We start from the raw sequence: 12,256 nt of genomic DNA on the forward strand, positions 1-12,256 counted from the left end.
GTCCGCTTAGAATGGCTGAGCGCTTAATTGAAGAGCGACGACCAGCTTGCCTTGGCTGTCGTGCCCGGCCAGGAGCAACCGTTCCGTCTCCGTCTCTTCGTAATGCGTCAAGCCTTCCGAATAAATCCACCCATGCTCCGTCTTCAAGCCGACGCGGTACGGACCGGCGCCGGAGACCGAGCCGTGCGTATACCGCACGGCGGCGTTCGTGACGAACGTCGCGGCCGGATGCTTGGTGCTGTCCCAATGGGCGGCATACGCGCCGGTCGTCATCTCGAGATGAAGATATAAGTCCTGATTCCGTAAGGAATCGATGCGGCGCTGAATTTCGCCGAGTTCGATCGGTTGCACGGTAACGACTTCCTTTCTTGCTAGCCGCGAGTTTTATGGTTTCGGCGTCTCTGTATTTGGCGATACGTTCGATCCAATCGTTAGACAGCTTATTCTACTATCTCATCTTCCGATCGATTCGACAAGTCCGCGGACGCCGCGGAAAACGAAGAAAGACCGCCTTAGCGGCAGTCTTCCGGAAACCTACTTCGATTTTTTCTTCGCGGCGGATCGGCCTTGCTTCTTCGGATCGTCCGATGGCGGCGCGGCGTGCTGCGAGCCGTTCGGGCGAATTTGATCGCTCATGGGTGCTCCTCCTTTTTCCGTAGGTTGTCGTTATTTATGCGCCGTTTCGGAGGAAACTATCACGCATGAACGTACAACCACTGCAGCCCGATCGATCCCCGCGCCGCCCGGATCGTTACCCGGCGGGTTCCCGGTCCCGCGGGGAAGCCCGAAGTCCGCAGCGTATGCCATTCGCGCCGCGCGACGCCGAGCGACGCGACCGGAACGCCGTCCAACCGGACCTCGGCTTCCCCGTACCCGTCGGAGGAAACCATCGATTCCAGCGTATACGAGTCCGCGCCGCCCACAGGGACGACGAACTCGTAAGCCAGCCACTCGCCCTCTTCCAGATGGACGTACATCCATTCGTCGGCCTGCCACGGCTCGCCGCCCATGTGCTGGAAGTTCGGCCGGTCCAGACGGCTGTCGACGAACCGGATGTCCGTCCGGTCCCCGGCGCGAAAGCCCGCCGTCGCCTTCGGCCGGGGGCGCGGCCGCGCTTCCGGTCCGAAGCCGTAGCTGACGCCTTCGCCCTTGCAGCCGTAGAACGCGCCCGGAATCCGCAGCGGCGGCCGGCGAAGCAGCGCGTTCGCGACCTGCGGACGATATGCGCATCGCTCCAGCGGCAAGGCGTCCACATAGTCCCATAGGATGCGCTCCGCCGTCTCGGCAGCCGGCCGGGCGCCGCCTTCCAAATAAGCGACCAACAGCGGCCACCCGTCCGGCTTCGGAACCGAGTACGGCGAGTTGTCGCAGTCCATCTTTTTCCACGTCCAGAAGTTCCACGAAATGCCATGATCCTCATATAACCCGAAGGCGCCGACGTACCAATCGCAATTGTTCTCTCCGCCCTCGCCCATGAAGATCGGCACGTTCCACGCCTCCCGCCTCTCGAGGAACGGCCGAAGGCTCTCCGTATCCGGGTGATTCCAATACTTATGGAACTGCAGCATCAGATTGTCGTCGAGCTTCTCGTCGAAGATCGACCAATCCGTCGCCCAATGGACGCCTTCCAAGATGATCATATGCTTCTCGTCGACCTCGCGGATCGCGCGGACGATATCCTTGTACAGCGGCATCACCCGGTCGTTGTAAGAAGAAAACCACTCCGGCAGCGGTTCGTTCAGCAAATCGTAGCCGGCCACGATCCATTCGTCCTTATACCGCGCCGCGAGCAAACGCCACAGTTCGATCGTCATCCGCCGGTTCCGCTCGCTCGTAAACAAGTCCGGCCGGTCGAACTCGGAATCGTCGATGTTCGTTCCCGTCTGGCCCCCGGGCGCGCCGTGCAAATCCAAGATCGCGTATACGGCGTGATCCCGGCACCAGCCGATGACGCGATCGAGCAGCTGCAGATACTTCTCGCGGCATCGAAGCGGCTCCTCCTGTTCGATAAGCAATCTTGCGTTGATCGGGATGCGGACCGAGTTGAAGCCCTCGGCCGCGACGGCCCGGACGTCCGCTTCGGATATATAACGATCGTAGTACAGCGCCCAGAAGCGCGCCGCCTTGTCCGCGCCGATCAGCTCCTCGATCATGCGCTCGATCTTCCTCGGGCGGTCCCCCCCGTTCGGGAACCGCCACATATACCCCTCCGGCAGCAGCCAGCTGCCGAAGCCGACGCCTCGAAGCAGCACTTCTTCGCCCGAGCCGTTCACCAGCTTCGTGCCGGAAGCGCGCAGAAATCCCGAAACCTCCGTCGTTCGATTTCGTTCCATAGAACCTCCTCGCCCCTCGCGTCAGCCTTTGATCGCGCCTTCCGCGACGCCGCTGAGGATATATTTCTGCAGCAGCAAATACGCCGCGACGACCGGCAGCATCGTGAGCACGAGAGACGCCAAGATCGCCGACCAATCATTGTTGTATTCGCCGAACAGCATGTTCGTTGCAATCAATAACGTGTAATAGTCGCTGTCCGTCAGCATCAGAAGCGGCAGCAGGAAGTCGTTCCACATCCACAGCGCGTTCAAGATCGCGACGGTGGCGGAAATCGGCAGCAGCAGCGGGAAGATGACCGAAGCAAACAATCTCAGCTCGCCGCAGCCGTCGATGACCGCCGCTTCGTCCAGATCCCGCGGGATCGACTTCACGAAGCCGTGGTACAGAAACACCGCGAGCGCCACGCCGAGTCCGATGTAAATGAGCCCTAACCCGTACGTCGTCCCCTGCAGATGAAGCCCTCTGGCGATCCGGACGAGGCTGATCATGATCGAATGGAACGGGATGAGCGAAGACAGGGCGAACAGCCCGAAGAGCGCTCCGCTCAGCCGCCCCGGCGTACGGGACATCTTATACCCCGCGAGCGAAGCGAGCAGCACGATGCCCGCGACGCCGATGACCGTGACGACGATCGTGTTCTTGAAGCTTTGCGGAAAGTCGATCTTCGCGTAGGCGTCCGCGTAGTTGAGCAGCTCCAACCGGCTCGGCCAGGACAAGACGTTCGTCAGCATCTCGCCCTCGGTCTTGACGGAATTGAGCAGCGCCATATAGATCGGGAACAACGTGAAGACGGCCGTCAGGGACAAGGCGAGCAGAATCGCCGCGCGGGACGCGGCACGGCCGGAGCGCCTCATGCCTCCACCTCCCTTCGCTTCATGATGCGCAGCTGAATCAAGGTGAGCAGAAGAACGATCAGGAACAAAATCATCGCCTTGGCGCTCGCATACCCGTACCGCTGCTGAAACCGGAACGCTTCCTCCATAATGTTGATCGCGATCACCTGCGTCGACCGGCCCGGTCCGCCGCCCGTTAGCGCGTACACGGCGTCGAACACCTTGAAGGACGTACTGAGCGTCAAGAACACGCCGATCGTGATCGCCGGGTAGATCATCGGCAGCGTGACGTGCCGGACGGTCTGCCACGCGTTCGCGCCGTCGATCGCCGCGGCTTCCTTCAGGTGGACCGGAACGCCCTGCAGCCCCGCGATATAGATGACCATAATGTAGCCGACCCCGCCCCACAGCGAGAGCACGAGGATGGAATAGAACGAAAGCGACGGGTCGCCGATCCACGACCGGTCGAGCCAGCCGAAGCCGGTCCGCTCCGCGAAGAACGGCAGCGCCTTCGTAAAGATGAACATCCACATGAAGCCGCCGACGATCATGCTGAGCATGTTGGGCATAAAGAAGATCGTGCGGAACAGCGCCTTGCTTCGGCGTCGAGACTCCACGAGCACCGCCAGCCCCAGCGCGGCGACGTTCTGCAGCACGACCATGAACATCACGTATTTGAGCGTAAAGAGAATGGAATCCAGAAAATACGGGTCGTCCCGAAGCGCTTCGACGTAATTGGATACGCCCACCCACGCGTACTCGCGATTCAATCCGTTCCAATCCGTCAGACTGTACCAGAAGCCCCCGAAGGCGGGGAGAACCGTACAGACGAGGTAGAAGAGCAAGGCGGGAAGGACGAAAGCGAGCAGGACGGCCGTCCGCTTCGCGCCCCTCGTCATTGCGACGCTTTCACCGCCGCGGCCCACGTGCGGTCCATCGTCTCGATAAACTGCTCCTTCGTCACTTCCTTCGCGTAGTAGCTTTGCAGCAGCTTCGCTTGCTCGTCGGTGACGCCGTTCGGCAGCTTCAGATCCTGATACGCCTTGCCCTGAGCGACGTATTCGGACGCTTCGTTAACCCAAGGGAACACCTCGTACCGATGGACGCTCGAGACGGGGTTGAACTTCAGCTCCTGAAACAACGCCGACGAATCCTTCTCGTCAAGAATGTAGTTGAGCAGGTCGAGCGCGACTTCCTTGTTTTTGCTCGTCGGCGATACGGCGAGCGTCGTCGACGTAGACAGATTGATCATCGTCCCCGCCGGATCGTTGCTGACCGGCAGCGGCGCGACGCCGAATTCCATATCCGGGTTGACCTTCAGAATCGTCTCCGCGTTCCAAGGCCCTTGCACCCACATCGCCGCCTTGCCGTTCGCGAAGTCCGTCGAGCCCGCTTCGTTGCCGACCTCGAACGGCTTCTCCGTGCCGTTCGCCATAATAAGATCGATGATATCGAAAATGCTCTGAACGTCCGCGTACGACGCCTCCCCCGCGCTCATCTTCTCGATCCAATCCGGCTGCCGGGACGACACGATGCCGCCGAGCGACAGCGCCGTCATCAGCTGCGGCACCCACGATTCTTGGAACGCGAGCAGGAACGGTGCGACGCCGTTCGCCTTGAGCGTCTCGACGGCCGCCTTCATCTCGTCTAACGTCTGCGGCGGCGTAAGGCCGTTGTCGGCGAAAATTTTCTTATTGTACAGATACCCCCAAGACAAGCTTTCCATCGGAAGCGCGACGACCTTGCCGTCCAACGTGACTTGCTGCTTCACGCCGTCGTACAGCGTCGCGACGAACGGCTCGGCGGACAAATCCTCGAGATAACCGGCAGCATGATACGTCGCCAGATCGTTGGCATGGACGTCGAACAAGTCCGGGGCGTCGTTCGAGGCGAGCCTCGCCTGCAGCACCTGCTTCGCCTGATCGGGATTCGGCATCTCCAGCTCGATCGTCACGTCGATGTTTTTCTCCGCGAGCTCCTTCGCTTTGAATTGCTCGAAGTATTTCTCGAAATACTCCTTGAATCGCGGCTGGCCGAGCATGACCTTCAATTCCGCCTTCGTCGTCGGCGGCGTCTCCGCCGGCTTCGGCTGCTCCTCCTTCGCCGCGCCCGTATCCGCGGCGCCCGGTTCGTCCTGCGGCTCGTTCCCCGGCGTGCCGCCCGAGCTGCACGCCGCCAGAAGCGACAGCAGCAAAATCGAAATCAACATCGTATAAAGCGCTTTCTTCATGAAGGTTACCCCCTTAAAGTAAGTACATCCCCAGTATAAGAGAGCCCTCGATTCCGATCATTCCAGCGAATTAGCGACTTTCGTTGCACGATATTGATATCCGCGTTAGGGGCGGCGCTCCGCTCGGAACTCCCCCGGCGTCAGGCCGGTCTGTTTCTTGAAAATACGGTGGAAGTACGCGAGCTCGGAATACCCGACCGTCCGGGCGACGTCTTTCGTCGCCATCCCCGGGACGACGAGCAGCTCCTTCGCCCGCTCGATCCGTCTCCGGACGATGTATTCCGAGACGTTCTCCCCCGTCGTCGACTTGAAGGAACGGCTGAGATGCTCCTTGCTCACATAAAAGCGAAGGGCGATCGACTCCAGCGTAATCGGATCGGCGTAATGCTCGTCGATATACCGGACGACTTGAGCGATCGCGAGCTTCGCCTTGCTCGGCCGGCTCGCCTCGATGCGGTCGATCGCCTCGGCGTAGGCGTCGGCCAACGCGCGCACGACCGCTCCCGCGCTCTTGGGCGTCCCGCGGGACGACGCGTCCGGCGGCGCCGACGCTTCCCGCCGCTCCGCCATAAATTCCCGAAGCGTCCGCAGCCCGTCGGCGTACATCTGCCGCAGCATCGGCTCGTCGGCCCCCCCGGGATACGCCGCGCGAAGCAGCTCCTCAAGCTTGTCGAGCGCCTGAAGCGCCGCGGGCTTATTCAGCTCGAAGAGCGAAGCGTACAGCCGCTGCCGAAGGAGCAGGTACCGTTCCATCATCGCCGCGTCCGGCAGCGCGAGCGGCGACCGCCAAGAGGTGCTTACCGTCTGCTCCGCCTGCTCCAAGTCTCGGACGCAGCGCTCCAACGCGCCGTTCAGCTCGGCCGGATCGATCGGCTTAAGCATATATTCGACCGCGCGGGACTGGATCGCTTGCTTGAGGTACGCGAAGTCGTCGTAGCCGCTCATCACGATAATTTTCAAGCTCGGAACGCGTTCGTTCATCGCCTGCAGCAGCTTCACGCCGTCCACGCCGGGCATTCGCATGTCAGTGACGACGATGTCCGGCTTCAGCCGCTCGATCGACCGCAGCCCCTGCGTGCCGTCCTCCGCTTCGCCCGCCACCGTCAGCCCGAGGCGGCTCCATTCGCCGAGCGCCTTCACCGCCTCGCGCGCCCACGGCTCGTCGTCAATAATCAGTACGGTTCTCATGAGTGCGTCTCCTCCCCCTCGACGTTCATTGCCAGCGCCAACGCGATCACCGTTCCTGCGCCCGGCGCGCTGAATATGCGAATGCCCGCCCCCGCGCCGAAACGAAGCTTTAACCGCGAGTTCACGTTGCGCAGCCCGATCCCCTTACGCCGCGGCGGCTCTCCGCGTTCTTCGGCGCTCCGGGCCGGCGGCCGCAGCGAGACGCTCGTCCGCAGCTCCTCCCGCAGCGCGCGAAGCAGCAAAGCGTCGATGCCGACGCCGTTGTCCCGGATCAGCACGGCGATGCGTCTCCCGACCGTCCGGATCCGGATGTCGATCTCCCAGGCGCCTTCCTTCGGCTGTAGTCCGTGCTCGAAGGCGTTCTCGATCAACGGCTGCAGCGCGAAGCGCGGAACGAGCAGCCTCGGCGTCGGCGCCTCTACGACGAACGACACTCGGCATCGCCCGAGGAAGCGCTGTTCCTGGATCAGCAAGTAGTTGCGAGCATGCTTGACCTCGTCTTCCAGGGACGCCGTCTCGGAGCCCGAGCCGATCGAATAGCGCAGCAGATCGCCGATCCCTTTCGCGACGCGGTAGATGTCCGGCGCGCCCTTCGACAGCGCCATTCCGCCGATCATGAGCAGCGCGTTATTGAGGAAATGCGGATTGATCTGCGCCTGCAGCGCCATCAGCTGCGCGTTCTTGACCTCGATCTCGCGCTGATATTCGTGTTCGATCAGCTCGCGGATGCGCTGGATCATCGAGTTGTAGCCGCGCTCGAGCAGACCGATCTCGTCCCGGCTGTTCACCGACGTCATCTCGAAGTGGCGGATCGGCGCCGTGCGCATCGTCTTCGCCAGGCTGACGATCGGGCGGCTGATGCGCAGCGACACCAGAATCGACGCCAGCACGGACAGTCCGGCGAAGAGGAGGCCCAGGGCGACGCCGGCGCGCACCGTGTCGCTCGCGCTTTCCGTCACCGCGGATATGGGAACCGCTTTCAACAACGTGAGCGCGCCGCCGTCGACCTGCTCGGCGAACAGGAAGTACCGCTCCGTCTTTCGGTAGCCCGCTTCGTCGTCCGCCTCGTCCGCGCTCGCCTGCCGGTAGATATCGAGAACGGCATCGTATTCGGCCGCGGACGAGGACCCCGTCAGCAGCTCTCCTTCGTCGTTCATCAGGAAGACGGCGCTGTCCGACTCCGAGCGGAGAATGTCGCCGACCTGCTTCCAGACGCCGTCGTTGATGCGGACCGACAAGCCGCCCAGCAGCGCGCGGTCCTCGAACCGATTGACGCTATGGAACGCGGAGACGCTGTCGCCCGTCTGCTTAAAGTATAAGTTCACCGGGCCGGCGGTCATGCGGCCCCAGGCGCCGTTTTCGATATGCAGAGAATGAATGAGCCCGCTCGTCGAGAAGTTGACCGAGTAGAGGCGTTGGTTCTGATGGGTGTAAAGCGAGAGCTCGTCTACCTTCCGCGAATTCGCGTAGAAGGCGGACGTCAGCGTCTCTTGGATATACCGCTGCGTTCGGAATTGCTCCCCAACGCTCGGATTGCCTATCGGATTCAGCCCGTCCATCAATGGCTCATTGATCTGCAGCGAGTAAAACAACACGTCGATTCGCTCGACCAGCTCGTCCAAATATTGCTGCGCCCACAGCATCCGAGAGCGATTCGCTTCGATGATTTCCTTCTCCACGGAGCTGCGCGTATTGTGAGTCGCCGTTAACGTCACGATCAGCACGGGAATCGTCGTCAGGCAGATCATCAGCAGCATAAGGCGATAACGGATGCTCGTTCTCATAAACATGCGGCGTCGCCCTCCAGGTCCGTCGTATCGGTCTGATGGTATTCGTCGCCGGCGGGTCGAAATCCTGTCTGGGGGGCGAACGGGGCGTTGGAGCGCGTTGACGTCTTTCGTTGGACGATATTGATCTGGATGCGGTACATGCCGCATGCTACAATGGAGAGAACAAACATTCTCTTCATGCGCAAGGAGGGGACGGCGGGATGGACAAGTTCTTGTACAAGCCGGGTGCGGCGGGAAGGAATTTGCTGCGGGAGGATAACCTGACCTACGACGATTATGCGAGCTGGGACGACGGGAACCGGTATGAGCTCGTCGACGGCCGGTTGGAGTTGATGAGCCCAGGGCCGAATACCGCGCATCAATTCATAAGCTTTGAAATTCAGAGACGCATCGCTCACACCTGTTCTAACGAAGCCATCATATTATCCGCGCCGCTCGACGTGATCTTATCGCCGCGCGAAGTGCGTCAGCCCGATTTGGTCGTAGTGCTGCGGCAGAACATGCACATCGTCACCAAACGGGGCATCGAAGGAGCGCCGGATATCGTCGCCGAAATCCTGTCCCCCTCCACTGCGAAACGGGATAAGATTAGCAAGATGAACGCATACGCCAAATACGGCATTCCGGAATATTGGATCGTGGACCCGGCCGCTTGCGTGCTGGACCAGTATGTATTGGGTGCGGACGGAAAATATGAATTGGCGAACGTATACGCCGGGGACGAACCGGTCGCCTCCCCGCGCCTGCCCTGCCTCGCGTTCGCGATGCAAGAGATCGCCGACAGCCTGCCCGAGGCGCTGCGGTGAGACGGCCTTACGCTCCTTCACTGGCTAGCCCTTACGTCCGGCTCCGATTTTCGTAACCCGCTCGACCGCCGAGCGCATGCCGCCCGCCCCATTCACACACTTCCGCCGTTTAGACTCTTTGCTTGGTCTCCGACGAAACGCCGTCCCTTGCTCCTCACGCTCATGCCTTTCCGTTTGCCCTGCTGCGGCTTCCGTTTCACGCCGGTTTCCTCTGCGACCGTTCTTCCCCGCCGAAGGCCGCGATGGAGCGGCGGGTGGGAGCGGCATTTTTGATGTTGCAGCATAAAATAGTATCCCCAAGCGGGAGCCTGCACTTAAGCGGATATTTCCGCTTAAAGCGGCGCAAGCGAAAGCCCCGCGACGAGCGGAACATTCCGCCGATCCCCGGGCTTTCCTGCGCCGGCGGCTAGCCGCCGCTCGTTCGGTCCTGCAGCTGCGCGAGCCGCTGGGCGCCCCATGCGAAGCCGCCGGACCGCAGCCGCTCCACCTTCGCCGGGTCCAGCTCGACGCCGATGCCCGGCTTCGCCGCGTCCGGTACGTGCAGGTACCCGCTCTCGTACCGGACCGGCTCGACGGCGATGTCGTCGACGTACAGCTCCGGCCCCGTCGGATCGGAGATCGAGGTCAAGTTCGGGAGCGACGCGCCGAAGATCGCCTGCGCCGCGGTGCCGAGGCTGAGCTCCTGCGTCGTGCCGATCAAGACGCCCTTGCCCGCGACCTCGGCGGCCGCGGCGGCTTTGCGGGCGGCCTCGAAGCCGCCGATAAAGACGAGCGCGATGTTGAGCACGTCGACGCAATCGCCCCGAAGCATCTCGTGCAGCTGCCGGAAGCTCCAGACATGCTCGCTGACCGGCAGATCGACGGCCATGCGGAAGTGGCGAAGCCCCTCGAAGTCGTTCCGGAACGCCGGGCTCTCGACCAGCTGCACGCCGTACGGCAGCAGCCGCTTCGTGACGCGCAGCGCCGACTTCCAATCCAGCAAGTGGCTGTAATCGAGCGACTTGATCGTCACGCGATGCCCGAATTCGGAGCGCACGCCGTCGAGGAACGCCTCGTCCGCGTCCGGGTTTACGCCCGCATACAGCCGGAAGGCGTCGAAGCCCTGCGCGAACCGTTTCCGCACGACATCCAGATTGGCGTCGACCTCCTCGAGCGTGCGGCTCCGGAAGATCGGGTAGCATACCTTCAGCTTGTCGCGGAGCCTCCCTCCGAGCAGCGCGCCGACGTTGACGCCGAGCGCCTTCCCCGCGAGATCGTATAACGCTAAGTCGACGCCGCAGCGGATGAAGGTCCCCTTCTCGTAATAATACATCGTCTCGGGAAACAGCTCCGCCAGCTCGCGATGGAGCGAGACGAGGTCGAACGGGTCGCGTCCGACGAGCTGCGCCCGCAGGGTCGCCCGCAAATCCTCGACGTCGATCGAATACTTCGGCAGATGCGAGAAGTCGGACATCTCCCCGACCCCCTCGATGCCTTCGTCGGTGTCGAGACGGACGATCCCGTGCTGGCATACAAAGCCCGTGTGCCTCGGGACCGAGACGACGTCGAGCCGAACGTCCGTAATTTTCATAGGCTTTAATCCCTCCTCCCGTTACGCCTACACCGAAATCGAAATCGTCTGGGTATGCGTGAAAAATTCCATCGCCGCGCGCCCCTGCTCCCGCGAATGCGAGCTGGACTTCTTCAGGCCGCCGAACGGCGCCTGGTATTCGACGCCCGCGGTCTCGCCGTTGACTTTGATCATGCCGGCTTCTACGCGGTTCGCGAACGTCATCGCCGTCTTCAGCGAGCCCGTGAAGATCGACGCGCTGAGCCCGTACTCCGTCCCGTTCGCCAGCGCGATCGCCTCGTCCAAGTCGTTCGCTTCCATGAGGGCAAGCACCGGGCCGAAAATCTCTTCCCGCGCAAGCGACATCTCGGGGGTCACCCGATCGAACAGCGTCGGCTCGACGTAGCAGCCGGCCTGCAGCTCGGGCCGATCCGGAGCGCCGCCGCCGTACAGCAGCCGGGCGCCCTCTTCCGCGCCGCGGCGGATGGCTTGCAGCACGGCGTCCCGCTGCGCCGGCGTGGCGACCGGCCCGACATACGTGTCCGGGTCCATCCCGTCCCCGACGCGAATCGCGCGGAGGCGCTCCAGCAACAGACTCGTGAACCGCTCCTTCGCGGATAAGGCTACGATGACCTTGCTCGTCGCGGTGCATTTCTGCCCGGCGCTCTTCATCGCGCCGGAAACGACCAGATCCGCGGCGCGTTCCAGCTCCGCGTCTTCCCAGACGACGACGGCGTTCTTGCCGCCCATCTCGAGCTGGTACTTCGCCCCCCGCTCCGACGCGACGCGGGCGATCCGGCTTCCGACCGCGTTGGAGCCGGTAAAGCTGACGCCGTCGACGAGCGGATGCGCCGTCAACGCGCCGCCGATGTCGGAGCCGGAGCCGTGCACCACGTTGACGACGCCCGGCGGACATCCGGCCTCGTCGAAGAGTTCCGCGAGTCTTGCGGCGGTGAGACCCGCATTCGTCGCCGGCTTCAGCACGACGGTGTTCCCGTACGCCAAGGCCGGCGCCAACTTCCAAATCGGAATCGCGACCGGGAAGTTCCACGGCGTAATCAGCGCCACGACCCCGAGCGGCACCCGCTTCGTGAAGAGCAGCGACGTCCCGTCCGACGCCGGAATATGCTCGCCGTTCGCGCGCAGCCCTTCGGAAGCGTAATACTTCAAGATGGCGGCCCCGCGCTGCGCTTCGCCTCTCGCTTCCGCCAGCGTCTTGCCCATCTCCTTCGCGATCGAACGCGCAACGTCCTCGGCCCGCTCCTCGAGGAGTAGCGCCGCTTGCAGCAGCATCGCGCCGCGAACCGCGCCGCTCGCGGCGCGCCAAGCCGGCAGCGCCCGATGCGCGGCGCGGACGGCGGCGTCCGCGTCTTCGGGCGTCGACAACGGCACGCGGCCGACCGTCTCCCGGACGTCCGCCGGATTGACATTCTCCGCATACGTCCCGGAAGACGGCGGCGTCCAAGCGCCGTCGATATAGTTCAGTCGCGTCTCCATGCCGAGCCTCCCTCCTCCTTCCGATCTGT

Annotated in this window: 10 protein-coding genes; 1 reads left to right on the forward strand and 9 read right to left on the reverse strand. The window is 62.7% G+C overall.

What is annotated here, in order from left to right; all coding sequences use genetic code 11:
- Window positions 1–6 precede the first annotated feature (6 nt).
- From RIN49_RS07925 to RIN49_RS07955, 7 genes are all read right to left on the reverse strand, one after another.
- Window positions 7–351 (reverse strand): YojF family protein, encoded by a 345-nt coding sequence (locus RIN49_RS07925; protein ID WP_309119632.1) that lies wholly within the window; start codon window positions 349–351, stop codon window positions 7–9.
- A 344-nt stretch (window positions 352–695) separates the two neighbouring features.
- A complete protein-coding gene (locus RIN49_RS07930) occupies window positions 696–2,333 on the reverse strand; it encodes a cellulase family glycosylhydrolase (protein WP_309119633.1) in 1,638 nt (545 codons plus the stop codon).
- 21 nt (window positions 2,334–2,354) lie between these two features.
- On the reverse strand, window positions 2,355–3,188 hold the full coding sequence (locus RIN49_RS07935; protein WP_309119634.1) for a carbohydrate ABC transporter permease: 834 nt from the start codon (window positions 3,186–3,188) through the stop codon (window positions 2,355–2,357).
- Complete coding sequence (locus RIN49_RS07940; protein ID WP_309119635.1) at window positions 3,185–4,066, reverse strand: carbohydrate ABC transporter permease; 882 nt, start codon at window positions 4,064–4,066, stop codon at window positions 3,185–3,187. Before RIN49_RS07940 ends, RIN49_RS07935 begins: the two co-directional genes overlap by 4 nt.
- Entirely contained in the window at window positions 4,063–5,397 is a 1,335-nt protein-coding gene (locus tag RIN49_RS07945) for an ABC transporter substrate-binding protein (protein ID WP_309119636.1), read from the reverse strand. Before RIN49_RS07945 ends, RIN49_RS07940 begins: the two co-directional genes overlap by 4 nt.
- A gap of 105 nt (window positions 5,398–5,502) precedes the next feature.
- On the reverse strand, window positions 5,503–6,585 hold the full coding sequence (locus RIN49_RS07950) for a response regulator (protein WP_309119637.1): 1,083 nt from the start codon (window positions 6,583–6,585) through the stop codon (window positions 5,503–5,505).
- Window positions 6,582–8,375 (reverse strand): sensor histidine kinase, encoded by a 1,794-nt coding sequence (locus RIN49_RS07955; RefSeq protein ID WP_309119638.1) that lies wholly within the window; start codon window positions 8,373–8,375, stop codon window positions 6,582–6,584. The genes RIN49_RS07950 and RIN49_RS07955 overlap by 4 nt, the downstream gene beginning before the upstream one ends.
- A 200-nt stretch (window positions 8,376–8,575) precedes the next feature.
- Between RIN49_RS07955 and RIN49_RS07960 the strand changes: the two genes are divergently transcribed.
- Window positions 8,576–9,181 (forward strand): Uma2 family endonuclease, encoded by a 606-nt coding sequence (locus RIN49_RS07960; protein WP_309119639.1) that lies wholly within the window; start codon window positions 8,576–8,578, stop codon window positions 9,179–9,181.
- Between the two features lie 406 nt (window positions 9,182–9,587).
- Here the strand turns inward: RIN49_RS07960 and RIN49_RS07965 are convergent, their stop codons facing one another.
- Together RIN49_RS07965 and RIN49_RS07970 are read right to left on the reverse strand one after the other, a co-directional pair.
- Entirely contained in the window at window positions 9,588–10,751 is a 1,164-nt protein-coding gene (locus RIN49_RS07965) for a mandelate racemase/muconate lactonizing enzyme family protein (protein ID WP_309119640.1), read from the reverse strand.
- A 27-nt stretch (window positions 10,752–10,778) separates the two neighbouring features.
- A complete protein-coding gene (locus tag RIN49_RS07970) occupies window positions 10,779–12,227 on the reverse strand; it encodes an aldehyde dehydrogenase family protein (protein WP_309119641.1) in 1,449 nt (482 codons plus the stop codon).
- Between the last annotated feature and the right edge of the window lie 29 nt (window positions 12,228–12,256).

The organism is Paenibacillus sp., assembly GCF_031177825.1.
Lineage (GTDB): Bacteria > Bacillota > Bacilli > Paenibacillales > YIM-B00363 > Paenibacillus_AE.

Excerpts from the sequence above, each read along its gene's own strand:
- RIN49_RS07950 (WP_309119637.1), bottom strand. The coding sequence starts at position 6,585 with ATGAGAACCGTACTGATTATTGACGACGAGCCGTGGGCGCGCGAGGCG.
- RIN49_RS07945 (WP_309119636.1), bottom strand. The coding sequence starts at position 5,397 with ATGAAGAAAGCGCTTTATACGATGTTGATTTCGATTTTGCTGCTGTCG.
- RIN49_RS07960 (WP_309119639.1), top strand. The coding sequence starts at position 8,576 with ATGGACAAGTTCTTGTACAAGCCGGGTGCGGCGGGAAGGAATTTGCTG.
- RIN49_RS07965 (WP_309119640.1), bottom strand. The coding sequence starts at position 10,751 with ATGAAAATTACGGACGTTCGGCTCGACGTCGTCTCGGTCCCGAGGCAC.
- RIN49_RS07935 (WP_309119634.1), bottom strand. The coding sequence starts at position 3,188 with ATGAGGCGCTCCGGCCGTGCCGCGTCCCGCGCGGCGATTCTGCTCGCC.
- RIN49_RS07930 (WP_309119633.1), bottom strand. The coding sequence starts at position 2,333 with ATGGAACGAAATCGAACGACGGAGGTTTCGGGATTTCTGCGCGCTTCC.
- RIN49_RS07940 (WP_309119635.1), bottom strand. The coding sequence starts at position 4,066 with ATGACGAGGGGCGCGAAGCGGACGGCCGTCCTGCTCGCTTTCGTCCTT.
- RIN49_RS07970 (WP_309119641.1), bottom strand. The coding sequence starts at position 12,227 with ATGGAGACGCGACTGAACTATATCGACGGCGCTTGGACGCCGCCGTCT.
- RIN49_RS07955 (WP_309119638.1), bottom strand. The coding sequence starts at position 8,375 with ATGTTTATGAGAACGAGCATCCGTTATCGCCTTATGCTGCTGATGATC.